Raw genomic sequence first — 23,840 nt, forward strand, 5'->3', positions numbered from 1 at the left:
GGGGTCACCGTCCGAGAAGCAGGGAATTGGGATTGCGTTCGATCGTCCGCGACAGCGAGCTGACATCCTCGGCGGCGCGGGTCGCGGCGCGCAGCGCGGCGAAGAGCTCCGTGTTAATGCGGCTGTCGGAGCCGTAGGTCCGCAGCACGTCGCTGGCATTGCCGGTCAGGCGGCGCAGCTCGGCCACCAGCGCGGGCAGGTCCTGCGACGTCTCGCGAATGCTGTCGGCGGCGCCTGCGGCGGAGCGCAGCGTGGTGTTGAGATTGTCGAGCGTCCCGCCCGTGCGGATCGTCTCGATGGTTCGGCGCAACTCCTCCAGCGTGTCGACCAGCACGACCGGCACGTCGTCGGCCTCGTCGGAGGACAGGAAGGCGTCGGCGGTCTGCATCAGGTCCGTCGTGGCGTTCACCAGCTCGTCCAGCGCCAGGGCGTTGGCCTTCTCGGAGAGCTCGGTCAGGCTCGTGCCCAGCGTCTCGGCCTGCGCCAGCACGCGCTCGGCGCTCTGCGACAGCTCGGGCAGGTTGGCGGTGCCGTCGGCGAGGCTTGTCGCGGCGGCGGCGGCGGCGTCCAGCGCCTCGGTCAGACGCCGGCCCGCCTCCTCGGCGGCCAACTGGGTGGTGATCGCCCGGATGTCGGTCGATACCGCGGCCAGATCGGTCAGGAGCGCGTCGAGCTCGGGCGCGGCCAGCAAGTCGCGGCCTTCCTGCAACGTCTCGCGCGCGAGGCCCGGCAGCGCCTGCGTATCTTCGGACGCGGTCAGCGCGGCGACGTTCTCGGCCACGCTCTGCGCGGTCCCCGCGAGGCGGTCCAGATCGGCCGTGCCGCGCGCGATATTGGCCGCGGCCTCCGAGGCGGCGCCCAGCGTCTCGGTGATCTGGTCGAGCGTCCCGCCATCGACCGAAACCCGGTCCACGACGTCGCGCAGATCGTCCGCCACGCTCTCGATATCGGCCAGCACCGAGGCGACCTGCGGCGAGCTGATCAGGTTGCGCCCGTCGCGCACCAGCCCCTGCCCATCCTCGACCAGCGCCAGCACCTCGCCCGGCAGGGCCCGTGTCTCCTCGGAGCCGGCGATGCGATTGAGATTCTCCAGAAGGTCCGTTGCCGAGACCAGAAGCTCCTCGATGGGAAGGTCGTTGATGCGGCCCAGCACGCTCTCGGCGGTGGCGGTCAGGCTGCCGGTCTCGGCCTCGACCGTCGGGATCAGAGGGTTGTCGGTGATGCCGATCTGCAGGCGGGCGGGCTCGGCCTCGGGCACGTTGACCAACTCGACCACGAGGTCTCCGCCGAAGATCGAGGTCGATGCGAGCTGCGCGCGCAGTCCGTCCCCGACGAGCTCGCCGATGAAGTCGAGCGCCTGGATATCGTTGAAATCATCCGCCAGACCCATGCGCCCCGGCTGCAACTGGAGCACGGCCAGAAGCTGCACCTGCTGGTCCGCGTCGTCGGACCGGATGAAGCCGCTGATCTGGCTGACCGCGCCCACGCGCAGGCCCCGGAAGCGCACGGGCGCGCCCTCCGTCAGGCCCGAGACGGCCGAGGGGAACAGCGCCGCGATGGCGACGGAGCGGGTGTCCGGATCCTCGTAGATCGAGGCGCGCGCGGCGTCCTCGTCGGCGAAGATGTTGTAGATATGCCCGGTGCCGATGGGCCGGCCGCCCGAGATCAGCGTGTCGAAATTCAGGCCGCCCTCGATGATCGACGCGATCGAGCCGATCCGGAGCTCCACCCCGCCGGTCCCCAGCGTGGCCGAGACGCCCGAGGCGTCCCAGAACCGCGTCGAGGTGGACAATTGCCGGTCGTAGGGCGCGCGCACGAAGGCATCGACACGCACCTCGCTGCCGTCAGGCGACAGGCGCGGGGCGGCGACCTCGCCCACCTCGATCCCGCGATAGAGGATCGGCGCGCCGGGCCCGAGGCGCGAGCTGTCCTTGGCGCGCAGCACGATGGCGGTGCCTTCCTCGCCCGGCGGCACGATGGGCGCGCGCTCGTCGCCCACGAAGGCGGTCCGGGCCTCGCCGATCTGGCTGTCCCAGGTCCCCTCGATATAGGTGCCCGAGAGGATCGTGTTCAGCCCCTCGACGCCACGGCTGGTGACCTCGGGTTGGACGATCCAGAAGCTCGCGCTCTCGTCGAGGAAGGGGGCGATGTCCTTGTTGACGCGCACGTAGACATTGACGTTCGTCAGGTCCGCCGAGAAGCCCACATCCTCGACCAGGCCCACCGTCACCTCGCGGTAGCGCAGCCCGGTCTGGCCCACCTCGACGCCCGAGGCGTCCGGGAAGGCGATGGCGATCAGCACGCCGCGGTTCGACCAGCTCTGATAGGCGATGGCGAGCGCGATCAGCACCGCGACGATCGGCACCAGCCAGACGGCCGAGATCACGCGCCGCGACGACCGTCGCGGTTCGGATCGGGGTTCGTGCGGGCGGTCGGGGGCGTCACTCATCGGCAAGGGTCTCGATCTGGTCCCAGAGCGCCCGGCTGTCGAAGCTGAGCGCGGAAAGCATTGTGAAAACGACGGATAAGGCGAAGCAGACCGCGGCGATTCCCGGATTGATAGTCGCCAGCAGATCGAATTGCACCAGCGCGACGAGGATCGCGACGACGAAGACGTCGATCATCGACCAGCGGCCGATCCATTCCACCACTTCGAAGAGATGCAGAAGCTGCTTCGGCGAATGCCCGTGCGGCTTGCGGACGATCCAGGCGAGATAGCCGATGGCGATGAACTTGCCCACGGGGATCATCACCGAGGCGAAAAAAACGATCGCCGCCACGCCCCAGGCGCCGTATTGCGCCAGCTCGATCACGCCGCCCACGATCGTCGCCTCCTGCGGACGGCCCAGCGTCGAGGTGATCAGCATCGGGTAGAGATTGGCCGGGATGTAGAAGAGCAGCCCGACCACGGCCCAGGCCCAGACCCGCTGCAGGCTGGTCGGGTCCCGGCTGGTCAGGCCGCCGCCGCAGCGCGGGCAGGTCTCGGTCCCGATGGGCGAGACACGGGTGCAGTGGCGGCAGCCCACGAGCCCCGCGTCGCGCGCCGTCCAGGCTTTCAGCTTTTCCGTGCCCGATCCAGCGCCGACCATATCGAATGCTTGCTCATCTGAGTGTCTTTGATCGCGGTGATGACCACGATGGCGGTGAATGACCAGAACGCCGGTCCCATCGAAAGGGTCGCGAGATCGGCCAGCTTTACCAGCGCGACCGCGACGCCGACCATGAAAATCTCGGCCATCGCCCAAGGCTTCAGGGTCTCGGCCCATCGCAGCGCGAAGGCCGCACCCGGCCAGGGCTCGCGTTCGACCGACAGAGGGCCCAACGCCCAAATCAGCAGGCCGAGGCGCGCGACGGGCAGGACGATGACGAAGATCGCCACGGCGATCGACAGCGGCGCCATGATGCCCTGCGCGAAGCTCATCACCGTGTCGAAGACCGAGGCGCGGCTGACGAACATGCCGGTCCGCAACTCCAGGAACGGGTAGAAGACCACGATCGTCATCAGCACCAACGCCGTCGCCGCCAGCACGACGATGCGCCGGATCGCCTCGGGCCGGTCCACGGCGATGACCGTGCCGCAGCGCACGCAGCGCATCCGCGTGTCCGCGGGGACCTCGCCCAGCTCGTGCAGGGCGTCGCAGACCGGGCAGCAGACCAGCTCGTCCAGCCGGGTGTCGGCGGCGGGGGCCGCGGCCATGTCAGTAATCCCTCTCGAAGAAGATCCCGACCGAGGTGTCCCCTGTCGCTCCGGCCGAGCCGCGCACCGTCAGGCTGGGCGACAGGTCGAGGTTCAGCGACACCTCGGCATCGCCATTCTGCCCGACCTGCACGTCGGTATAGATGTTGTCGGAGAGGTACTTGCCCGCCCGGACCGCGACGCTGCCGTCGTCGCTTGTGGTGATGTCCAGATCGTCCAGCCCGGCGGTACCGCGCAGCCGGTCGAGCAGACCGCCCTGTCCGCGTCCGGCCAGGACGGCCACCGAATTCGCCAGTTGCAGCGCCTGGAGGGGCGAGAGCTGGCTCAGGTCGCGGCCGAAGAAGATCTGGGCGAGAATTTCCTCCTGCGGCACGTCCGGGGTCGACTCGAAGCGCACCTGGATGTCGTCGGCGGGACCCTCGATGACGATCGAGGCGGTGATCGCGTCGGTGTCGGTCACCGCGACGAGGCGGATGAAGGGCACGAGGCTGCCCTGGAAGGTGATGCGCCCCTCGTCGAGATCGAAGCGCTGCTGCAGGATGTCGAGCCGGCCGCGCACCAGCTCGAACCCGCCGGCGGTCACCGGGTTGTCGGCGGTGCCCGTCAGCGTCAGCCGCCCGCCCAGCTCCGCATCGAGCCCGCGGCCGCGTACGAAGATCCGGCCCGGCGCGTTCACCGTCAGATCCAGTCGGAAGGGCGGGCCCGAGGGCGCGGCCGCGGCGGCGGCGGCCTCGCGGCGCGAGGCGGCGTCCTGCCCCGCCCGCGCCAGCGTGCGCTGCACCGGGCGGGTCGCGCCCAGATGCTCGATCGGGGGCAGGTCGCCCACCGCCGTCAGCCCGGAGGAGGGGACCGCGATCTCGGCCCCGTCGATATTGATCGTGCCCGCGATCAGCGCGCCGCCGGTCAGCGGCCCGTCGACCGAGACATTGCCCGAGACCTCCGCCGAATAGAGGCTGGGATCGACCAGCGTCACGTCGAACTGCACGCCCAGCGCCGCGTCGAAGGGCGCCGAAAGCTGGACCGGTCCGCTCACCGTGATCCGCCCGCCGGTGCCCAGCCCGGCCGCCGCCTCGATCACCGCGCGGCCATTCCCCAGCGTGATCGTCGCGTCGATCCCCTCCAGCGAGTTGCGCAGCGTGGGCAGCGAGAGCGTCGCGCCCGAGGTGGTGATCGTGCCGCTCACGGCCTCCAGCCCCGGCGGCCCGTCCACGGCGATGTCGAACCGGGCCGTCCCGGCCAGGCGGCGCGGCTCCAGCACGGCATTCGCCAGGCCCAGCGGCGCGGAGCCGGTGACATCGAGGTCGAGCGTGCCATCCGTGCGTGCCGAGCCGCCGATGCTGGCCTGCGTGCCCGCCGGGCCGGTCAGCGCGACGTCCAGCACATAGGCCTCGCCCTGCTGCTCCACCGTCCCCGCGACGTTGAGCGGGCCGGAGATGTCGGGCACGAGCGGCGCGATATCGGGCACGCGCAGGTCGAACCGCGCCTGCGCGCCGCCGCCCGCCAGCGTGCCGTCCACGGTCAGGGTCGCGCCCAGCGGGCCGCCCGCGTCGAGGTCGATGGCGAGGGTCTCGTCCTGCATGAAGAGGCGCCCGGACGCGTCGAGCGGTCCCGACAGGCCCGGCGCGAAGGGCGCGACATTCGCCGCCCCGATGCGGAAGGCCAGATCCATGCCCGGACCGGTGGCCAGGCCCTCGACCTGCGCCGACAGACCCTGCGCGCCCTCGACCGCGGCATCGACGCGCCAGCCGGCCTCGGTCTGCGTGGCTTCGGCCGCGTAGTCGAGCGGGCCGCGCAATTGCGGGGCCAGCGCCGCGCTGTCGGGGATCTGACCCGTCGCGGTGATCGACGGCACCCCGTCCACGAGGTCGACGCCCACGTCCAGCGTCGCGGCATAGGGCCCGGTCCCGTCCAGGTCGATCCGGAAGCCCGACGGTGTCTGCACGGCGCGGCCCTCGACCGACAGGCCGCCGGGCACCGGGGCCAGCGGTTGCAGGCTCGGGATATCGGCGGTGAAATCCACTGCCAGGGGCTGTGCGGTCAGGATCGTGTTCGCGGTCACCACCGCGTCATAGGGCCCCGAGGCGCGCAGGCGGGCGGCGAAATCCTCGCCGTCGCGAAACAGCGCGCCCTCGATATCCAGACGGCCCTCGACCGCCGGGACGAGGTCCGAGACCTCGGGGACGGTGCCCGCGAACTCGATATTCGGGGCCGCGTCGCCGGTCAGCGGGCCGCGCACGCGCAACGTGATGCCGGCGGGCGCCGCGGCATTTGCATCCAGCGACCAGACGCCGCCGATCTGGCCCAGCGTGCCCGACAGCTCGACCGCGCCCTGCAGCGCCTCGAAGTCGGCCAGGGCCGGCACCGGCGCGGACAGCTCGGGCAGCCGCGCCTCTAAGGCGATCTCGGGCGTGGGGCCGGTCACGGGCCCCGAGACCGAGGCCGTCAGGTCCCATGGCCCCGCCGCTTGCGCGTCGAGCGTCCAGGTCCCGTTCCGGGCGGACGCGGTTCCGGTCAGCGCCAAGGCGCCCGGAACGCCCTCGGCGAAGGCCGACAGATCGGGAACGTTTGCGGCGAAATCGACGGCGGGGGTCTCGCCGGTCAGCGTCCCGCTGGCCGCGACGGTGACGCCCTCGGGGGCGACCGCATCGACCGTGCCCTGCCACGCACCCGCATCGTCCTGCGTCACGTTCGCCGCCAGCTCGGTGGCGCCGTCGAGCCGCGGGTCGATCAGCGTGCCGTCGGCGATGCGCGCCTCGAAATTCGCGCGGCTGACCTGGCCCTGCAGGCGCGGCGCGGCCTCCTCGGCCAGCAGCGCGGCGGCGCCCGAGGCGGTCAGCTGGTCGTTCGACAGCCGCAGCGCGTCGACGAAGGTGCCGTCGACCGTGCGGCGGGTCGCGATGGAGAGGGTCGTCTGCCCGGTCAGCAGCGCGTCGGCCTGCGCGATGCCGAGGCCCAGCGCCTCCGTCACCGCCCCGAGGTCGAGGTCGAACGTGCCGGCCAACGGGTCGAGCGTGCCTCGCAATTCGGCCCGCGCGGTGCCCGACAGGTCGAGCCCCGCCAGCGCGGCGAACGCCGCCAAACGGTCGTGATCGAGCGCGAGGTCGAGCCGGATCGGCAGCCCGGTTCCGGGCCCGTCCTCGGCCTCGGGCGCGGTCGCATCCTCCGGGGCCGCGGGCGCACCGATCTCCACGAGGCCCGCCAGTGCATAGGCCGCGCCCTCAAGCGAGAGGTCGCTGATCCGGACCGGCTGGCCCGCGTTCCATTCCACATCCGTGTCGAGCGTCGCGCGCGGACCCACCGCATCGGCCAGCGCGGGATCCGCGAAGCCGAGCCCCTGAAGCGCGGCGGCGACCTGCGCCGTGGCCCGCTCGACCGTGCCGTCGCTGCGGCTGAGGATGCCGTCGGCCGTCAGCTCGACCGCGCCGATCTGGATATCGGGCTGGCGGTAGTCGCGGGCGGTGAGGTCCAAGGTCCAGTTGTCGGACACCGACGCGTCGTGGTCGAGTGTCAGCCGGGCCTCGCCCAGCTGGCTATTCGCGGCGCTGGGCAGCAAGACCGGCGTGCCGTCGGCCGATTGCACCACCACCGCGAGGTCCAGGAAGGTGGGCCAGCCATCGGCGCCGAGCTCGGCCTCGCCATCCACGGTCAGCGCCGCGGTGTCGATGGCGAGGCGCTGCAGCGCCAGCACGCCGTCGGTGCGCTGCACGCCCTCGGCCGCGAGCTGCACATCGGGGCCGAAGAAGGGCTGGTAGCGTGGCGCGAACAGGGTCGTGACGTCGCCGCCCAGATCGACGGCGAAGCGGCGGCCCTCCTCGATGCCGGTCAGCGTGACCGTGCCGCCCAGCCGCTCGGCCCCGTCCGAGGCCAGCGCGATGCGCGCCTCGAAATCGTCGAGCGGGCCGGCGCCTTCGACCCTCAGGTCGATCGCCGGCTGGCCGGGCAGGGAGGCCAGCGTCGCGACCAGCCCGCCCTGGCCCTCGGACACGGTGAGATCGAGCGAGAGGTCCTGCGTGTCGGCGGCGTAGCTGGCCGTGATGTCGTAGCTGCCGCGCTGGCCGTCGAGCCGCTCGGCATCGAGGCGAAGCTCGCCCGAGCCGTCGGCGAGCCGGGCGCCCGCATCCAGCGTCAGCGCCACCGCCTCGCCCAGGAGCGGGGCACCCAGTTCGATCCGGTCGGCGCGCAATTGCTGGATGTCGACCGACACCGGCAGGTCGGGCAGCGAGAAGCCCGAGGCGCCCGCATCCGGCAGCGCCTCGACCCCCTGGGGCGGCAGCGGCGCGCGCGCGACCGAGATCAGCCCGGCCGACAGCTCCTCGACCTCCAGCCGCCCGCGCAGCAGCGCGGAACGATTCCATTCCAGCACCACGTCCTCGAGCACGAGCCAGGTGCCCTCGTCATCGGAGACGGCCAGCCGGTCCAGCGAGGCGCGCGACGACAGCGCGCCCTCGAACCCGTCGATGCGCACCGACAGGCCGGGCGCGGAGAGGTTGTCCTCGATCAGCCCGGTCAGGAAGCCGCGGTCGCGCTCCGCGTCGCTATCCTGCGCGAGCGCGGGGACGGTGAGGGCGACGAAGGCGAGGGGGAGGAGGCGTCTGGTCATTCAGAAGGCCTGCCCGATGCCGATATAGATGGCGAAACCGGTCTGGTCGTCCGGCCCCGAGACGGGGAAGCCGAGGTCCAAGCGGATCGGCCCGATGCCGGTGTCGTAGCGCAGCCCGATCCCCGCGCCGGAATGCGTCTCGCCATCCGACCAGTCCGAATTCGCGCTGACCATGCCGACGTCGTAGAAGCCCACGACGCCGATCGTGTCGGTCACGCTTTGCCGCAGCTCGGCCGAGAAGCCCGCGAAGGACTTGCCGCCGACGATCTGGCCCGAGGGCAGGGTCACGCCGAGCGACTGGAACTCCTGGCCGCGCACCGTGCCGCCGCCGCCCGAGAAAAACAGGTCCGTGGACGGCACCTCGTCGATCGCGGGCCCGACGACCGTGCCCAGTTGCAGCCGCGCGGCGATCACCGTGCGACGCTCCCCGCCGAACCCCTGGTAGCCGCGGAAATCGCCCAGGAAGCGCAGCCCCGCGCCCGCCGTCTCGAAGCCGTTGAACGGCTCGACCGAGGCCTCGATGTAGTAGCCGTTGGTCGGATCGAGATCCTGGTCACGGCGATCGTATTCGGCCTCGAGCGGCAGGGAGAGGATCGAGAAGTTGCGCTCGCCGAAGGCGTCGGTCACGCGCGACCGCTCATAGGCGACGCCGTAGGAATAGCTGAATTCGTCGCTGACGATCCGGCGCGCGCCGACCTCGACGCCCGCCCGCTCGGCGGTGAAATTCGGCTGGTCGAGGCTTTCGATGAAGGCGTTGGCGTAAAGATCGGTTTCGGCGTTGAAGGTCGCGGGACGGTTGTAGGCGAAGGACAGGATGTAGTCCTCGCCGCCCGTGCCGCCGCCGATGCCTTCGATATCGCCCTCGACGCGAAAGCTGTCGGCATTGCCGGTCAGGTTGCGATGCAACCAGAAGGCCGACAGGCTGAGCCCGTCGATGCTGGACAGCTCCGCCCCCACGCCGAAGCGGCGCGGCAGGCGCTCGGCCACCTGGATCGTCAGCGGCAGCGTGTCGCCCGGCCCGATCGCCTCGGCCTCGACGATGGCGACCGAGTTGAAGGCGCCGGTGCGCTGCAGGCGCTGGGCGGCGTCGTCGATCTCCTCGGGGTCGAAGACGCGGCCCTCGCGCAGGTCGGCGATACGCGAGATCCGCGTCTCGCGCACCCGCTCCGCGCCCGCGACGACGACCGGCCCGTAGCGCAGCCGGGGGCCGGGCGCGAGCGTCAGGACCGCGTCGAGACGGTTCTCGGGGTGGATCGCCACGATCTCCTGCGCGGCCAGCTCGGCCTTTGCGTGGCCGCGCGCGCGCCAGGCCCCGATCCCCGCCGCGGTCGTCTCGCGCAGGATGTCGGTGCCCGCGGGGCGGCCGGCGGCGAAGCCCTCGGGGATCGCGGTCCCGGGCGGCACCGGCGCGATCTCGGCCCGGCGGAACAGGAAGCGCGGGCCCGGCTGGACCGTAACGGTGACGCTCTCGACCGCGCCGTTGCCCGAAACGACCGGCAGGGCCGCCGCCTCCGTCCCGTCTATCTGGATGGAGATGACGGGCCCGAAATAGCCGTTCTCGAACATGACGGCGAGAAGCCGCCGGTAATCGGCCTGCGCGGCGGCTACGATATCGAGGCGGCGCGCCTCGGGATCGGTCACCGTCTCGGCCAGAAGCGACGCGGCCTGCAGGCTGTCCGCAAGGTCCTCGTCCTCGGGCAGTGCGAAGCGCAGCGTCGCGGCCTGCGCGCCGAAGCTCACGATCAGCCATATGGCCAAGGCGGCGGTGATGATCTGTATCGACTTCACGGGCGTCCCCATCCCGGTGGTTGCAGGTCCGCGCGCGACGCGGGTGCGGACGTGGCAAGCGCCCTTCCGGCCCCGTCTAACAAGGCCCACGGCGATATGGTAGCGGGAAGCCGGGACGGGCCCACCCAAATCACGCGGCCCGCAGGCGCCGCAGATCGCGCAGCACCGGGCGGCGGTCGAGCCCGCTCTCGATCGCCATCAGATCGGTCAGCAGCGCGATCGCGGCCGCCCGGGCCATCGCGTCGGCAATCACGTAGGGCATCGCGGCCGGGAAAGTGTGGGCGTAGAGCGTGTCGAAGGTCAGCGCGGTCCCGTGCAGCCGCCCCGGCGGATGCGGCCGCAGCCCGCCGTCATGGGCCAGCGCCGTGCCGAGGCCCGCGGACAGCCAGTTGAGGCAATTGATCGCGGTGAACGGGTCGTTGACCCCGGGGCTGAGCGCGAGCGCCGCCATCTCGACCAGCTGATCGGCGACGAAGGTCACGGTCTGCATCTCGGTCTTTTCGGTGCCGATCGCCACCGCCTCCAGCACCGCCTCGCGCGCCTCGTCGGACAGTCCGGTTCCCCAGATGTCGACGAAGGGCAGGGTGGGCGTGACGAAATCGCCCGGCGTCGCCCGGAACAACAAGACCAGGTCGCATTCCTCGGCCAGTTCCGCGATTCGGTCGTAATTGACCGCCTGGATATAGCCGGACTCGGGAAAGCGCAGCCGTTGGTCCGGTTCGCGATCGGGAACCGGGCTTTCGACGCCCGGCGCCTCGCGATCCGTGATCTGGTCGCGCAGCATCACGTCGAAGCGCCGTCCGAGCTGCGCGGCGATGTTGGCCACGTTCACCGTCTCGGGCACGTGGTGGACGAAGAAGATCATCGTGCAGACCCCGAGAAGCGCCAGCACGAGCGCCAGCACGACCGACAGCCGCGCGACCTGTTCCTCGCCCGAGGAGACGAGCGCCAGCGTGATGATCGCGTAGACAAAGACCGAGATCAGAATGCCGAGCGACCACTGGTTTCCCCGGTCGCGCATGAAATTCCCGATGAGCCGGGGCCCGTACTGCCCCGCCGCATGGGTCACCGCGACCAGCGTCAGCGAGAACATGACCCCCGTGATCCCGGCGATGGACCCCGCGATCGTCGCCAGAAGCGACCGCGCCCCCTCCGTCGAGATCTGCGACAGTGCAACCGGCAGCGGCAGGGCATCGGTCACGTCCTCGCCCGCGAAATGCGCGATCCACGCGACCAGGGCGGAGATCACGACCAGGCAGCCGGGAATGAACCAGTAGCTGGCGCGCACGTCCTGGACGATCTTCCGCAGCCGCGCGAATTGCTTGAATGGGGACATCGGGGCGGGACGCTCGCGCGGCTGGTGAAGGTTTACCGGAACGCAACCCGGGCTATGTCGGTTGCATCCGGGCACAACCGCCAGTGGAAGGGACCGCCATCATGACTTTGCGCGAGAGCATCGGGCTGCGTCCCCGGACCCGGCAGGAGGAGGACGCGGAGGAAGAACGCGAGCAGGAGGCCATCGAGGATGCCGGTAAGCTCGCGCCGAAGCTCCTCTACGAAGTTATCCGCCGCGACGGCGAGGAGGAGCTCACCCGTCCGCTGCGCAGCCTCGTCTATTCCGGCATCGCCGCCGGCCTGATGATCTCGCTCTCGGTCCTCGGCGAAGCGATCTTCCGCACCTACCTGCCCGAGAGCCCGTATTCCTACCTGATCGAGAATCTCGGCTACTCGCTGGGCTTCATCGTCGTGATCATGGGCCGGATGCAGCTTTTCACCGAGAACACGATCACCACCGTGCTTCCGGTGATCGCCGAGCCGGGCTTGCGGATCTTCGGCGGCATGATTCGGCTGTGGATCCTCGTGCTGGCCTCCAATGTCGTGGGCGCCTTCGCGGTCTCGGCGCTCTTTGCGTTGACCGACGCGATCCCGGGCGACATCCGCCCCGCCCTCGACAGTCTGTCGGCTCACGCGACGGGGTTTGCGCCCGACGTGGCCTTCTTCCGCGCCATCCCAGCGGGCGTGATCGTCGCGGCGCTCGTCTGGATGCTGCCGCAGCGCCAGAACGGCGCCTTCGCCATCATCATGGTCTTCACCTGGCTCATCGCGGCCGGCGACTTCACCCATGTCGTCGCCGGGTCGGTCGAATGGGGCTGGATGTTCTGGACCGATCAGCTGGGCTTCTGGGAAGGGCTGCGGACCTTCTTCATCCCCGTTCTCGCCGGCAACATCGTGGGCGGCACCGTCATCTTCACGCTGCTGACGCATGGCCAGGTCAAGGACGAGCTGCACCGCCGCCCGCTGCGCTGAGGGAACCCCGCCCGCGTTTATCCGGTTGGGCCATCACTGCAAACGAAGGAGATGGCGCGATGTCGAGGATCAATGTCGGCGACAAGGTGAAGTGGGACTGGGGCAACGGCACCGGCGAGGGCGAGGCCAAGGAACGCTTCGAGGAGAAGGTGACGCGCACGATCGACGGCAACGAGGTCACGCGCGATGCCAGCCATGACGACCCCGCCTTCCTGATCGAGCAGGAGGATGGCAGACGCGTCCTGAAGAGCCAGAGCGAGCTGAAACAGGCCTGACGCGTCAGAGAAGCGGGCGGCGCCTCTCGCCGTCCGGTTCCGTCAGGCCGATCCGCGCGAGGGTCTCCAGGTCGTTGATCTGCAGCATGCCGTCGCGCCAGACGGCGAGCTGACGTTCCCGGAACTTGGCCAGCGTCTTGTTCGTATGCACCAGCGACAGGCCCAGACTGTCGGCCAGGTCCTGCTGGCGATAGGGCAACTGCATCCCGTTCTCGCCGACCAGGTGCAGCCCCGAGGCCCGGCCCCAGAGTCTCACCAGCGCCCAGGCGACGGCCTGCTCGGCGTTGCGCTGACCCACCGTGGCCAGCGCCTCGCCTAGGAAATGCTCCTCCGAGGCGCCGATCCAGATCAGGTCGTAGCTGCGCGACGGCGCGTTCTTGAAGAAATCCCACAGCATCGCGCGATCGAACACGCAGAGCGTCATATGCGTCCGCGCCTCGACGGTGTGGCTCATCTCGCCCATGACAGCGGCCTGCAGGCCGATCAGGTCGCCGGGAAAGACGAAGCTCGTCACCTGCCGGCTGCCATTCTCCAGAAGCTTCATCCGCAGGCCCATGCCTTCCAGCACCGTGAAGAGCTGCGCGGAATGTGCGCCCTCGGTCAGGATCGGCGTGCCCGGCTCGACGGTCATCTCGCCGACCTTGAACCGTTGCGTGCTCTGCACTTCCTGGTCGGACATTTCCTGGAACAGGGGCTGACTCCGAAGCGGGCAACTCTCGCAACGCGTGACCATCGATATTCCTCGCTTCGGCTATGTCACAGTTTAATGCCGTCTCGCCCGCAATGTTCCATGAGGTGCGCACCCTGACCGGAGTCGCGCCGTGAAATACGTCATCGATGCCGATAACGAGCTCGTGGCGCTCGACATGATCGAGCTGATCCGCAACAGCGAGCCGGATGTGGAAGTCATGCAGGTGCCCGACGTCGCGGCGCTGGAGCCGCTGCGCCCCGCGTGGTCGGGCGGGGTCTTCATCACCTCGCGCCCCTACGAGCAGATCGCGCAGGCCGAGAACGTCTCGCAATTCCTCGAGTCGGGCGGGCGCGTTGTCATCGTCGGGGACGTGCCACGACAAGAGGTTTCAATGCACTGGGTCTTTCTCGACAACCCGTTCAGCGAGACCGACTTCCTCAACGCGATCGCCCGCGCACTCGTCTGAGCGCGCGGTGGACCGGCAGATCGGGACGATAGAGAGTGCCGCGCGGGGTGCCGCTCAGGTCGTCAGGGTCTCGGTCGAGGAAAAGAACATCGCCTGGCTGACGGCCGAGCGGACCTGCTCCTGCGTATAGGGCTTGGCGATCATGAAGGCCGGCTCCTTGCGCTCGCCCGACAGCAGGCGCTCGGGGAAGGCGGTGATGAAGATGACCGGGCAACGGCCCAGATCGGTCATCACCTCGTTGACGGCCTCGATGCCGCTGGAATTGTCGGCGAGCTGGATGTCGGCCAGGATCAGGTCCGGCATCTCGGCGCGCGCCAGCTCGACCGCCTCGCGATGGGTGCGGGCGATGCCGGTGACCCGGTGACCCATCTCCGTGACCAGCGCCTCGATATCCATCGCGATGATCGACTCGTCCTCGATGATCATGACCTTGCCGGCCACCGCATCCGCCATCTCCTGGCGCGCGATCCCGACGAGCTCTTCGGCTTCGGTTTCGGGGATCTGCATGATCTCGCCGACCTCCGCGAAGCTGAACTCCTCGACGGTGTGCAGCAGAAGCGCCTCGCGGGTGTTCGGCGTCAGGCGGGATAGGTGGTCCTGCGCGCGGCGGCGCGGGCCGTCTTCCTCGGCTTCGACGGTCGCGCCAGAGCTCGACCAGATCCCGTGAAACGTCTTGAAGAGCGCGACCTTCACCGAACTCGTCCCCTCGAGCGCCGAGCGGTCGGACAGGATCGCCTCCAACGTGGCGGCGGCGTAATTGTCCCCGCTCGTCTGCGCGCCGGTCATGGCCCGCGCGTAGCGGCGAAGGTAAGGCAGGGCCTTGCTGATCTCGGTGGTCGCGTCCATGTGATCCCCCACGGTTCCGAAAGTCTTGAAGCTTTTCTGCGGAACAAACCGCACGACATGACGTTCTGTTCCGGACCCGTTATGAAAAAAACACATTCGGGGTTGGGATGCAGATGGTTCAGAACGACGATCACGGCAAGGATGACGCGAAGGCTGATCTGATCGATCAGAACCTTCGTCGCGTATACGATTCCGTCCTGTCCGAAGACGTTCCTGACCGTTTCGCGAAGTTGCTTGCCCAGTTGCAGGCCGGCGAAGTGCCTTCCAGCGATACCGATGATGAGCACGGCCCGGAAGGGAACGACGAATGAGCCATCCCGATCCCCGGGACGAGTTGGTCGAGCACCTTCCCGCCATGCGCGCCTTCGCCGTCTCCTTGACGCGGAACGCGGCGCTGGCCGACGACATGGTGCAGGACAGCCTGGTCAAGGCCTGGTCCAATCTCGACAAGTTCCAGGCCGGCACGAACATGCGCGCCTGGCTCTTCACGATCCTGCGCAATACCTATTACTCGAACCGCCGCAAGGCCAAGCGCGAGGTGCCGGACACCGACGGCGCGATCACGGCCAGCCTGTCGCGCAAGCCCGATCATGACGGGCGCCTCAACATGATGGATTTCGAGGTGGCCTTCGCCAAGCTTCCCGAGGAGCAGCGCGAGGCGCTGGTGCTCGTCGGGGCGTCGGGGTTCGCCTATGAAGAGGCGGCGGCGACCTGCGGGGTCGCGGTCGGCACGATCAAGAGTCGGGTCAATCGCGGCCGCGCCAAGTTGGTCGAATTGATGCAGATGTCCGATGACGAGGCCTTCGAACTGACGGACTCGGCCACGATGGCTGTGGTGGCTTCGGCGCATAACGGCAACATGTAAATGCGACAGCTGACGTTCGGCGGTCGCAGCCTGACGCTCCGGGTTCTTGCGCTTCTGTCGCTCGCGCTGTTGCCGCTGGGGTCGATTGCCGTTTGGCAATCGAACCGCGTGGCCGAGCAGGTCGCGGGCGAGCGTCGCCTCGCCCTTCTGCTGATCACCGAACGCGCCGCCAATCCCTTGCAGGCGGTGGCCCAGCGCGGGTTCGGCGCCGCACGCGCCCTCGGCGCCTCCCTTCTGCTCGGCAACGAGGACGTGGGACGTTGCGAGGCGCGGATCGAGCGCATGCTCCGGCAGGCGCAAAGCTATCTTTTCGTTCTCGTGACCGATGCCGAGGGCAAGGTTGTCTGCGCCGCCGCGCGCGACGATGCCGCGGGGCCCTTGCCCGAAGCGCTGGAGCTGCCGCGCGGCGCGTCGTTTCCTTCCATCCTCAATGCCAAGACCGAGAACGTGCCCGAACCGGTGGTCATCATCTCCGAGCCGGTTCGCGACGACGGCGGCACGGTGGTCGGCGCGATCTCCCTCGGGGTGCCGAAACGTAGCCTTGCCGCCCCGGCCGGCGAACTGCCGACCGAGGATCCGCTGGCGCTTCTGACCTTCAACGCGCGCGGCGAGGTGCTGACCAGCTCGACCCCGCCGGACGCCATCCGCGCCGCCCTGCCGCGCGACGTCTCGCTCGCGGCGCTGTCCGACGGGCCGGCGCAGGTCTTCGCCGGGCCCGACGGGGATGGCATCACGCGCGCCTTCGCCGTCGTGCCGCTGGTCCCCGGCGTGGCCTACGCGATGACGACCTGGCCGCAGTATGCGCTGGTGGCGACGGGGCTGCAGCGGCTTCTGGCGACCTCGCTTTTGCCCATAATGATGTGGCTGGCCACGCTCTTCGTGGCCTTTGTCGCGCTGGACCGGCTGATCATCCGCCACATCCGCGGCCTGTCGCGCCAGATGCGGACCTTCGCGCGCACGCGCCGCCTGATCGGCAAGCCGGTTCTGGCCAAGGCGGGCGCCGATCTAGCCCGGATCGAGACCGATTTCCGCGAGATGGCCCATGCCATCCTGCAGGACGAGGCGCGGCTGGAGAACAACCTCCATGAGAAGAACGTCCTGCTGAAGGAAGTGCACCACCGGGTGAAGAACAACCTGCAGCTGATCACCTCGATCATGAACATGCAGATGCGCAAGAGCAGCTCGGAGGAGACGCGCACGACGCTGCGCCGCCTGCAGGAGCGGGTGCTGACGTTGGCCTCGGTGCATCGCACGCTCTACCGCTCCTCGGACATGAACCGCATCGACGCGGGCGTCCTCGTCTGCGAACTGGCCAACCAGCTCGTCGCGATGTCCGATCGCGCCGCCACGTTGCGGCTGGAATGCGAGGCCGAGAGCATCCAGCTTTTCCCCGACCAGGCCGTGCCCCTCAGCATGCTGTGCAGCGAGGCGGTGACCAACGCCGCGCGCTTCGCCGGGGTCGATGCCACCGGCGTCGGGCGCATTCGGCTGGAGCTGACGCGCACCTCCGAGGAGGAAGGCTGCCTGACCGTCGTCTCGACGCTCGGGTCCGAGCGCACGGCGAGCCCGTCGCAGGGCCTCGGCGCGCAGCTCATCCGCGCCTTCGAGAGCCAGCTCTCCGGCTCGCTCGACATGGGCGTGGAGGGCGACAGCTACCGCGTCCGCATCATCTTCCCGATCCGGTCCTTCGAGGCCGAGACGCGGGACTATTGAGATGGGTTGGCGCGCCCGCCCCGAAGCCCCGCCGGCCCGAGACGGTCCCGCGGATGCCGATATCGACCTCTTCATCACCGCCGCCGAGGCCTATCCCGCCTTCGAGCGCGTGGTGCTCGGCGCGACGCGCGAGATCGTCGCGGGTTTCCGGATCTTCGATTTCTCGACCCGGCTGCGCAGCGAGCAGGCCCGCTCGCTGGGCGAGGACTGGTTCGACCTGATCCTGCACAAGCTGCGCGAGGGCGTATCCTTCCGCCTGGTCCTGTCGGATTTCGACCCCATCGTCGCGACCGAGTTGCATGGGCTGACCTGGCGCTCGATGCGCATGGCCGCCGCGTTGGCCGAACTGGCCGGGCCGGACGCGCGGATCGAAGTGACGGCCTCGCTGCACCCGGCCGCGGTCGGGGTGGTGGCGAAACTCGCGCTCTGGCCGCGGGTGCACGGGCTGATGGACGGCCGCCTGCGCGAGGTCCAGCGCAAGGGCGACCGGTCCCTGTCGCGCTTCCTCGCCCGGCATCCGCATTTCGCCTCCCTGCTGGCGCGGACCGGCGGGCGGCTGCGTCCCCGCGTCTGGCCGCTGCCGTCGCTCTGGCCGGTGACGCATCACCAGAAGACGGCAGTGATCGATGGCGAATGGCTCTATATCGGAGGGCTCGACCTGAACGAGCGGCGCTGGGACACGCCGGACCATGTCGAGCGGTCCGAGGAGACCTGGCACGACATCCAGATCCTCGTGCGCGACGCCGACCGGGCTGCCGCCGTCGCCACCCATCTGGGCGAGCTGGGCGACGTGATCGGCGGCGACCGTGAGGCGAGCGATCTGGACGGACGGGTGCTGCGCACCCTGTCGGCCAAGCCCAAGGGCCGCCCGTCGATCCTGGCGCCCAATCCCGTCCGGCGCGAGATCGAGGCCGTGCTTCTGGCGGAGATCGCGCAGGCCGAGCGCCTGATCTATATCGAGACGCAGTACCTGCGGGACCGGCGCATCGCCCGCGCGCTGGCGGCGCGCGCCGCCGCGGCCCCAGGGCTGGAGCTGATGCTGATCCTGCCCGCCGCCCCCGAGGACGTGGCCTTCCAGGGCACCACGCGCAGCGACGCGCGTTTCGGCGAATTCCTCCAGGCGTCCTGCATCCGCAAGCTGCGCCGCGCCTTCCGCGGGCGGCTCTTCGTCGGCGCCCCGGTCCAGCCCGAGGTCGCGCAGGGTGGCGGCCGGTCGGTGCTGCACGGCGCGCCGATGATCTACGTCCATGCGAAGGTCTGCGTGATCGATGCGCGGGTCGCGATCGTCGGCAGCGCGAACCTGAACGGCCGGAGCCTGCGCTGGGACACCGAGCTCGCGATCCCGCTCCGCGATCCCGCGACGGTGCGGCGCCTGCGCGACCGGTGCTTGCGCAACTGGCTAGGGACCGACCTGACGGAGGACGGCGCGCTGATCGATCCCGACCGCACGGTCCGGGCTTGGCAGCGGCAGGCGCTGGTCAATGCCCGCGCCCATCCCGACGAGCGGGTGGGCTTTCTCGTCCCCTACCTGACCGCGCCGGCCAAGCGGTTCGGGCGCGACCTGCCGGCGGTCCCCGACGAGATGGTCTGAGCCGCGCCGCCCGCCGATCGCGCGGAATCGCCGCAGGCCGGAACGGCCCGGCCCCGTGGTCCGTTGACCCGGTGAATAACAGGAGACTGCCATGAGTACCGAATTCCTGATCCCCGCACTGGCCCTCGCGACGCTGGGCCTGGTCATCATCTTCGCCATCCGCTCGCGCTCGAAGGTCGAGGAGGAGCGTCACGATCCCGACGCGCCGAAATCGGCCCTGGCCAAGGACGGCCCGACGGGCAAGATCGACGAGCGTCTCTGACGCCAGCGTGCCGCGGCCGGGTCCGGTCGCACGATAGATAGAGGGCTCCGCCAGATGGTCGGAGCCCTTTTTTCATGCGCAACCATCGCGACTTTCGCCATCTTGTCAGGCGCTTGACGGCTTCGTGTGGGTGACGCCCGCAACCCGTTTGCGCTTTCCCGCGAAACCGCCCATCGTCCCGGCCATGAGCGATGCGACCAATTTCGACGAGATGCGTTTCCCCGACGGACGCGTCCGCGAGGCCTACGAGGCCTTCGAGCGCTGGTTTTCGGCGGAGAGCGCCGGCGACCTGCGCGCCAAGGCGCGCGAGGCCGAGGCGGTGTTCCGGCTGACCGGCATCACGTTCAACGTCTACGGCGACGCGGAGGCGGGCGAGCGGCTGATCCCCTTCGACATCGTTCCGCGCATCATCGCCGCGCGCGAATGGAAGCGCTTGTCGAAAGGCATCGAGCAGCGCGTCCGCGCGCTCAACGCCTTCCTGCACGATATCCACCACCGCCAGGAGATCATCCGCGCCGGCCGGCTGCCCTACGAGATGCTGGCCCGCAACGACGCCTATCTGCCGCAGATGATCGGGGTCGAGCCGCCGGGCGGCGTCTATACCCATATCGTCGGCATCGACCTGGTGCGGACGGGCCCCGACCAGTTCTACGTGCTGGAGGACAACGCCCGCACGCCGTCCGGCGTCAGCTACATGCTGGAAAACCGCGAGACGATGCTGAACATGTTCCCCGAGCTGTTCCAGCAGAACCGCGTCCAGCGCGTCAGCCAGTATCCGCAGCGCCTGCATTCCAGCCTCGCCGCCTGCGCCCCGCCCGCCTGTTCGGGCGAGCCGACGGTGGCCGTGCTGACGCCCGGCATCCACAACTCCGCCTATTACGAGCACAGCTTCCTCGCCGACGAGATGGGCGTGGAGCTGGTCGAGGGGCACGATCTGCGGGTGGTGGACGGGCGCGTCGCGATGCGGACGACCCGCGGCTACCAGCCGATCGACGTGCTCTACCGCCGCGTGGACGACGATTTCCTCGATCCGTTGAACTTCAATCCGGATTCCATGCTGGGCGTGCCCGGCATCTTCGACGTCTATCGTGCGGGCGGCATCACCATCGCCAACGCGCCGGGCACCGGCGTGGCCGACGACAAGGCGATCTACAGCTACATGCCCGAGATCGTGGAGTTCTACACCGGCGAGAAACCGATGCTGGAAAACGTGCCTACCTGGCGCTGCTCGGATCCCGACAGCCTCGGCCATGTGCTCGACAATCTCGAGGAGCTGGTCGTGAAGGAGGTCCACGGCTCGGGCGGCTACGGCATGCTGATCGGGCCGACCGCGTCGAAGAAGGACATCCGCGAATTCCGCAAGAAGCTGGAGGCCCGGCCCGGCAATTACATCGCCCAGCCGACGCTCGCGCTCTCGACGGTGCCGATCTTCGTCAAGAACGGCCTGGCGCCGCGCCACGTGGATCTGCGGCCCTTCGTTCTCGTCTCGCCCGACGGGGTCGAGATCACGCCGGGCGGGCTGACGCGCGTGGCGCTCAAGAAGGGGTCGCTGGTGGTGAATTCCTCGCAGGGCGGAGGCACCAAGGACACCTGGGTGCTGGAGGACGAGTGATGCTGGGCAAGACGGCAGGCGGCCTTCTGTGGATGTTCCGCTACCTGGAGCGGTCCGAGAACATCGCGCGGCTGGTCGAGACGGGCCAGCGCATCGCGCTGACGCGTCCCGACCGCGCCGAGAACGAGTGGCTCTCGGTGCTGGAGACCGCCGGCGCGCGCCAGGGTTTCGAAGCCGAACATGACGAGGTTTCGGCCGAGGCGGTCACCGATTGGCTGCTGCGCGCCGAGGGCAATTCTTCGTCGGTGATGAACTGCATCGAAATGGCGCGGATGAATGCGCGCATGGTGCGCACGGCGCTGACCCGCGAGGTCTGGGAAGCGGTCAACGAATGCTGGATGACGCTGCGCGACGAGCTGGCGCGCAAGGTCACCACCAAGCGCCTGCCGCATGTGCTTGGCGTCGTGCGCCAGCGTTCGGCCTTCGTGCGCGGCACGCTGCACGGCACGATGCTGCGCAACGAGATCTACGATTTCGCCCGGCTCGGGACCTTTCTGGAGCGCGCCGACGCCACCGCGCGGCTGCTCGACGTGAAATACTACGTGCTGCTGCCGACCTCGGCCGGGATCGGCTCGCGGCTCGACAACGCGCAATGGGAGACGATCCTGCGCTCGGTTTCGGCCGAAGGCGCGTTCCGCATGGTCCATGGCCGCACCCGCGGGCCCGGCGACATCGCCCGCTTCCTGATCCTGGACGGGCGGATGCCGCGCAGCCTGGCCTTCTGCTACAACAAGATCGGCGGCAATCTCGAGTATCTGCAGCGCGATCACGGCGTGCGGATGCCCTGCCACGACCTGTCCGACGACATCTGCCGCAAGCTCGAACGCGCCACGATCGAATCCATCTTCGAGGAGGGACTGCACGAGTTCCTCCAGGACTTCCTGACGCTCAACTCCGGCCTCGCGGCCCAGATCGAGCGCGATTACAGGTTCGTGGAATGACCCGACGCCTCGCCATCCGCCACGTCACGTCCTACCACTGGGGTGGGCCGGTGAGCTACGGGCTGCAGCAATTGCGCCTGACGCCGAAGCATCGCGACGACCAGAAGATCCTGTCCTGGGACACCCGCGTCGAGGGCGGCCAGATCCAGGTCGAATTCGACGACGCCAACAACAACCGCGTCCAGCTCGTCTCGATCGATCCCGGGCGCACCGAGGTCCGCATCGTCGCCGAGGGCGAGGTCGAGATGGAGGATCTGGGCGGCGTGCTGGGCCAGCACGGCGGCTACATGCCGTTGTGGATGTTCCTGAGGCCGACCGACCGGACCCGCCGCGGCCCCGGCACGCTGGGCCTCGTGCGCGACCTGCGCGAGATGGAGGACCAGCTCCAGCAGATGCACGCGCTCTCCGAAGCGATCCGCGACACCGTCGCCTACGCTACCGGCAGCAGCGATGTCGGCATGACCGCCGAGGAGGCGGTCGCGAACGGCACCGGCGTCTGCCAGGACCATGCGCATATCTTCGTGACCTGCGCCCGGCTGCTGGACCGGCCGGCGCGCTACGTGTCGGGCTATCTGAAGATGGACGACCGCGAGGAGCAGGACGCCACCCATGCCTGGGCCGAGGCGCATATCGACGGTCTGGGCTGGGTCGGCTTCGACATCTCGAACGGGATTTCGCCGGACGACCGCTATGTCCGCGTCGCCACCGGGCGCGACTACGACGAGGCCGCGCCGGTGATCGGGTTGCGGCAGGGCAATGGCGACGAGCGCATGACGGTCGAGGTCACGGTCCGGGCGATCCAGAACCAGCAGCAGTAGCGCCCGCAAGCGCGAACCGACCCGCCGCCTCCCAGGGTCCGCCCTGATAGCGCCAGAGGCGCAGCGCGTCGATCCGCCCGTCCCAGGGCACGAATCCCGCCTGGACCGCCTGCAGCGTCACCGCCGCCACGTCGCGGGCGACCTTGTTCTGGATCGTGACATGCGCGCGCAACCTTCCGCGATCCTGCGGCTTCCGGTCGATCCCGCGGCCCACGCGGTCGCGCAGCGCCGTGCCGCCCGGCAGCTCCAGCCGGTAGGCGCAGCCACGGCCGAGCGGCATGATCCCGGCCACCGCGAAGGGCAGCGGCGCGGTCTCGCGCGCGATTTCGTGAAGGCGCAGCGCGGCCTCCGGCGCGTCGAGGCCGGGGAGCTGATGGAACAGCGTCACATGCGCCGGAACGACGTTCCGCGCGGCCGGAAACCACCGCGTCCGGGCTGCGGCGAAGCGCGCCTGCGAGGCGGGGTCGGCTTCGAGCGTGACGATCAGCGGCGCGGACATGCCACCGGAACGCCGCGGCCCGGCCCGCGTTCCCCATTGAAGCGCCCGGGCCCGCGTGCCAAGTCTGCGCCAGCATCGATCGGACCCACCCACATGACCTATTGCGTCGGCCTGCAGCTCAATCGCGGCCTCGTCTTCCTCTCCGACACCCGGACCAATGCCGGGGTCGACAACATCTCCACCTATCGCAAGCTGCACACCTGGGAGGTGCCCGGCGAGCGGGCGATGGTGCTGATGACGGCGGGCAACCTCGCCACGACGCAAGCGGTGGTCAGCCTGCTGGACGAGCGCAACCTCGCGCCGAACGACCGCAGCCCGTCGCTTCTGACGGCGCCGTCGATGTTCCAGGCCGCGCGCCTGATCGGCCAGACCCTGCGCGAGGTCATCCTGGAGCAGACGCATGGCGGCCCGCAGGCGGCCAGCACGACCTTCAACGCCACGATGATCTTCGGCGGCCAGGTCGCCGGCTCGCCGCCGCGGCTCTACATGATCTATCCTGAGGGCAATTTCGTCGAGGCGCAGATCGACACGCCGTTCTTCCAGATCGGCGAGACGAAATACGGCCGCCCGATCCTGGTGCGCGCCTACGATCCCGAGATGCCCTTCGAGCAGGCGGTGAAGCTTCTGATGGTCAGCTTCGACTCGACCATCCGCGCGAACCTCTCGGTGGGCGCGCCGCTCGATCTGCAGATCTACGAGGGCGACAGCCTGATGCTCGGCAAGTCCCGCCGGATCGAAGAGACGGATAGCGATTTCGCGGCCATCTCCGACGGCTGGTCGGACGCGCTGCGCACGGCCTTCCATTCGCTGCCGGACGTGACGCTCTGATGCGGGCGGCGGCGCGCCGCGGTTGAAGCCGCGGCCGCCGC

21 protein-coding genes are annotated in these 23,840 nt (G+C 69.4%); 12 read left to right on the forward strand and 9 right to left on the reverse strand.

Annotated elements, in window-relative coordinates:
- Nucleotides 1–4: 4 nt before the first annotated feature.
- From P8627_RS11700 to P8627_RS11725, 6 genes are all read right to left on the reverse strand, one after another.
- On the reverse strand, nucleotides 5–2,386 hold the full coding sequence (locus P8627_RS11700) for an MlaD family protein (protein ID WP_279964288.1): 2,382 nt from the start codon (nucleotides 2,384–2,386) through the stop codon (nucleotides 5–7).
- Between the two features lie 55 nt (nucleotides 2,387–2,441).
- Nucleotides 2,442–3,089, reverse strand: coding sequence for a paraquat-inducible protein A (locus P8627_RS11705; protein ID WP_279964289.1), 648 nt, complete (start codon nucleotides 3,087–3,089; stop codon nucleotides 2,442–2,444).
- Nucleotides 3,056–3,697 carry a paraquat-inducible protein A gene (locus P8627_RS11710; RefSeq protein WP_279964290.1) on the reverse strand — a complete coding sequence of 214 codons (642 nt, stop codon included), beginning with the start codon at nucleotides 3,695–3,697 and terminating at the stop codon, nucleotides 3,056–3,058. The genes P8627_RS11705 and P8627_RS11710 overlap by 34 nt, the downstream gene beginning before the upstream one ends.
- A gap of 1 nt (nucleotide 3,698) precedes the next feature.
- The gene (locus P8627_RS11715) at nucleotides 3,699–8,297 is read right to left on the reverse strand and encodes a translocation/assembly module TamB domain-containing protein (RefSeq protein WP_279964291.1); all 4,599 of its coding nucleotides are present in this window, start codon (nucleotides 8,295–8,297) and stop codon (nucleotides 3,699–3,701) included.
- Nucleotides 8,298–10,085, reverse strand: a complete 1,788-nt coding sequence (locus tag P8627_RS11720) for an autotransporter assembly complex protein TamA (protein ID WP_279964292.1) — start codon at nucleotides 10,083–10,085, stop codon at nucleotides 8,298–8,300.
- 130 nt (nucleotides 10,086–10,215) lie between these two features.
- Nucleotides 10,216–11,421, reverse strand: coding sequence for a DUF2254 domain-containing protein (locus tag P8627_RS11725; protein ID WP_279964294.1), 1,206 nt, complete (start codon nucleotides 11,419–11,421; stop codon nucleotides 10,216–10,218).
- A 101-nt stretch (nucleotides 11,422–11,522) separates the two neighbouring features.
- Here P8627_RS11725 and P8627_RS11730 point away from each other — a divergent pair, with 101 nt between their 5' ends.
- Together P8627_RS11730 and P8627_RS11735 are read left to right on the forward strand one after the other, a co-directional pair.
- Nucleotides 11,523–12,392 (forward strand): formate/nitrite transporter family protein, encoded by an 870-nt coding sequence (locus P8627_RS11730; RefSeq protein WP_279964295.1) that lies wholly within the window; start codon nucleotides 11,523–11,525, stop codon nucleotides 12,390–12,392.
- 59 nt (nucleotides 12,393–12,451) lie between these two features.
- Nucleotides 12,452–12,667 carry a hypervirulence associated TUDOR domain-containing protein gene (locus P8627_RS11735; protein ID WP_279964296.1) on the forward strand — a complete coding sequence of 72 codons (216 nt, stop codon included), beginning with the start codon at nucleotides 12,452–12,454 and terminating at the stop codon, nucleotides 12,665–12,667.
- 4 nt (nucleotides 12,668–12,671) lie between these two features.
- Here the strand turns inward: P8627_RS11735 and P8627_RS11740 are convergent, their stop codons facing one another.
- Nucleotides 12,672–13,346 (reverse strand): Crp/Fnr family transcriptional regulator, encoded by a 675-nt coding sequence (locus tag P8627_RS11740; protein ID WP_279964298.1) that lies wholly within the window; start codon nucleotides 13,344–13,346, stop codon nucleotides 12,672–12,674.
- 142 nt (nucleotides 13,347–13,488) lie between these two features.
- On the opposite strand from P8627_RS11740, the gene P8627_RS11745 reads away from it, so the two are divergent.
- Nucleotides 13,489–13,824, forward strand: a complete 336-nt coding sequence (locus P8627_RS11745; protein WP_279964299.1) for a hypothetical protein — start codon at nucleotides 13,489–13,491, stop codon at nucleotides 13,822–13,824.
- A gap of 54 nt (nucleotides 13,825–13,878) precedes the next feature.
- Here the strand turns inward: P8627_RS11745 and P8627_RS11750 are convergent, their stop codons facing one another.
- Entirely contained in the window at nucleotides 13,879–14,670 is a 792-nt protein-coding gene (locus P8627_RS11750) for a response regulator (RefSeq protein ID WP_279964300.1), read from the reverse strand.
- A gap of 113 nt (nucleotides 14,671–14,783) precedes the next feature.
- Between P8627_RS11750 and P8627_RS11755 the strand changes: the two genes are divergently transcribed.
- The 8 genes from P8627_RS11755 to P8627_RS11790 all read left to right on the forward strand — a co-directional run bounded on the left by P8627_RS11755 (nucleotide 14,784) and on the right by P8627_RS11790 (nucleotide 22,472).
- Nucleotides 14,784–14,981, forward strand: a complete 198-nt coding sequence (locus tag P8627_RS11755; protein ID WP_279964301.1) for a NepR family anti-sigma factor — start codon at nucleotides 14,784–14,786, stop codon at nucleotides 14,979–14,981.
- A complete protein-coding gene (locus tag P8627_RS11760; protein ID WP_279964302.1) occupies nucleotides 14,978–15,535 on the forward strand; it encodes an RNA polymerase sigma factor in 558 nt (185 codons plus the stop codon). Before P8627_RS11755 ends, P8627_RS11760 begins: the two co-directional genes overlap by 4 nt.
- Nucleotides 15,536–17,248 carry a sensor histidine kinase gene (locus P8627_RS11765; RefSeq protein ID WP_279964303.1) on the forward strand — a complete coding sequence of 571 codons (1,713 nt, stop codon included), beginning with the start codon at nucleotides 15,536–15,538 and terminating at the stop codon, nucleotides 17,246–17,248.
- 1 nt (nucleotide 17,249) lies between these two features.
- The gene (locus P8627_RS11770; protein ID WP_279964306.1) at nucleotides 17,250–18,839 is read left to right on the forward strand and encodes a phospholipase D family protein; all 1,590 of its coding nucleotides are present in this window, start codon (nucleotides 17,250–17,252) and stop codon (nucleotides 18,837–18,839) included.
- 91 nt (nucleotides 18,840–18,930) lie between these two features.
- Nucleotides 18,931–19,101 carry a hypothetical protein gene (locus P8627_RS11775; protein ID WP_279964307.1) on the forward strand — a complete coding sequence of 57 codons (171 nt, stop codon included), beginning with the start codon at nucleotides 18,931–18,933 and terminating at the stop codon, nucleotides 19,099–19,101.
- Between the two features lie 184 nt (nucleotides 19,102–19,285).
- Nucleotides 19,286–20,713: a circularly permuted type 2 ATP-grasp protein gene (locus P8627_RS11780; RefSeq protein ID WP_279964308.1), complete on the forward strand. Its 1,428-nt coding sequence runs from the start codon at nucleotides 19,286–19,288 to the stop codon at nucleotides 20,711–20,713.
- Entirely contained in the window at nucleotides 20,713–21,654 is a 942-nt protein-coding gene (locus tag P8627_RS11785) for an alpha-E domain-containing protein (RefSeq protein WP_279964309.1), read from the forward strand. Before P8627_RS11780 ends, P8627_RS11785 begins: the two co-directional genes overlap by 1 nt.
- Entirely contained in the window at nucleotides 21,651–22,472 is an 822-nt protein-coding gene (locus tag P8627_RS11790) for a transglutaminase family protein (protein ID WP_279964310.1), read from the forward strand. The genes P8627_RS11785 and P8627_RS11790 overlap by 4 nt, the downstream gene beginning before the upstream one ends.
- Here the strand turns inward: P8627_RS11790 and P8627_RS11795 are convergent.
- Nucleotides 22,438–22,971 carry a 2'-5' RNA ligase family protein gene (locus P8627_RS11795; protein WP_279964311.1) on the reverse strand — a complete coding sequence of 178 codons (534 nt, stop codon included), beginning with the start codon at nucleotides 22,969–22,971 and terminating at the stop codon, nucleotides 22,438–22,440. The genes P8627_RS11790 and P8627_RS11795 overlap by 35 nt on opposite strands.
- Before the next feature lie 93 nt (nucleotides 22,972–23,064).
- On the opposite strand from P8627_RS11795, the gene P8627_RS11800 reads away from it, so the two are divergent.
- Nucleotides 23,065–23,799 carry a proteasome-type protease gene (locus P8627_RS11800; protein ID WP_279964312.1) on the forward strand — a complete coding sequence of 245 codons (735 nt, stop codon included), beginning with the start codon at nucleotides 23,065–23,067 and terminating at the stop codon, nucleotides 23,797–23,799.
- The last annotated feature ends 41 nt before the right edge of the window (nucleotides 23,800–23,840 follow it).

Origin of the sequence: Jannaschia sp. GRR-S6-38, assembly GCF_029853695.1 — a bacterium.
Classification (GTDB): domain Bacteria; phylum Pseudomonadota; class Alphaproteobacteria; order Rhodobacterales; family Rhodobacteraceae; genus Jannaschia; species Jannaschia ovalis.

Coding starts and splice junctions, on each gene's coding strand:
- P8627_RS11715 (WP_279964291.1), bottom strand. CDS start 8,297: ATGACCAGACGCCTCCTCCCCCTCGCCTTCGTCGCCCTCACCGTCCCC.
- P8627_RS11755 (WP_279964301.1), top strand. CDS start 14,784: ATGGTTCAGAACGACGATCACGGCAAGGATGACGCGAAGGCTGATCTG.
- P8627_RS11795 (WP_279964311.1), bottom strand. CDS start 22,971: ATGTCCGCGCCGCTGATCGTCACGCTCGAAGCCGACCCCGCCTCGCAG.
- P8627_RS11740 (WP_279964298.1), bottom strand. CDS start 13,346: ATGTCCGACCAGGAAGTGCAGAGCACGCAACGGTTCAAGGTCGGCGAG.
- P8627_RS11800 (WP_279964312.1), top strand. CDS start 23,065: ATGACCTATTGCGTCGGCCTGCAGCTCAATCGCGGCCTCGTCTTCCTC.
- P8627_RS11725 (WP_279964294.1), bottom strand. CDS start 11,421: ATGTCCCCATTCAAGCAATTCGCGCGGCTGCGGAAGATCGTCCAGGAC.
- P8627_RS11705 (WP_279964289.1), bottom strand. CDS start 3,089: ATGGTCGGCGCTGGATCGGGCACGGAAAAGCTGAAAGCCTGGACGGCG.
- P8627_RS11775 (WP_279964307.1), top strand. CDS start 18,931: ATGAGTACCGAATTCCTGATCCCCGCACTGGCCCTCGCGACGCTGGGC.
- P8627_RS11770 (WP_279964306.1), top strand. CDS start 17,250: ATGGGTTGGCGCGCCCGCCCCGAAGCCCCGCCGGCCCGAGACGGTCCC.
- P8627_RS11760 (WP_279964302.1), top strand. CDS start 14,978: ATGAGCCATCCCGATCCCCGGGACGAGTTGGTCGAGCACCTTCCCGCC.
- P8627_RS11780 (WP_279964308.1), top strand. CDS start 19,286: ATGAGCGATGCGACCAATTTCGACGAGATGCGTTTCCCCGACGGACGC.
- P8627_RS11710 (WP_279964290.1), bottom strand. CDS start 3,697: ATGGCCGCGGCCCCCGCCGCCGACACCCGGCTGGACGAGCTGGTCTGC.
- P8627_RS11790 (WP_279964310.1), top strand. CDS start 21,651: ATGACCCGACGCCTCGCCATCCGCCACGTCACGTCCTACCACTGGGGT.
- P8627_RS11730 (WP_279964295.1), top strand. CDS start 11,523: ATGACTTTGCGCGAGAGCATCGGGCTGCGTCCCCGGACCCGGCAGGAG.
- P8627_RS11785 (WP_279964309.1), top strand. CDS start 20,713: ATGCTGGGCAAGACGGCAGGCGGCCTTCTGTGGATGTTCCGCTACCTG.
- P8627_RS11750 (WP_279964300.1), bottom strand. CDS start 14,670: ATGGACGCGACCACCGAGATCAGCAAGGCCCTGCCTTACCTTCGCCGC.
- P8627_RS11765 (WP_279964303.1), top strand. CDS start 15,536: ATGCGACAGCTGACGTTCGGCGGTCGCAGCCTGACGCTCCGGGTTCTT.
- P8627_RS11735 (WP_279964296.1), top strand. CDS start 12,452: ATGTCGAGGATCAATGTCGGCGACAAGGTGAAGTGGGACTGGGGCAAC.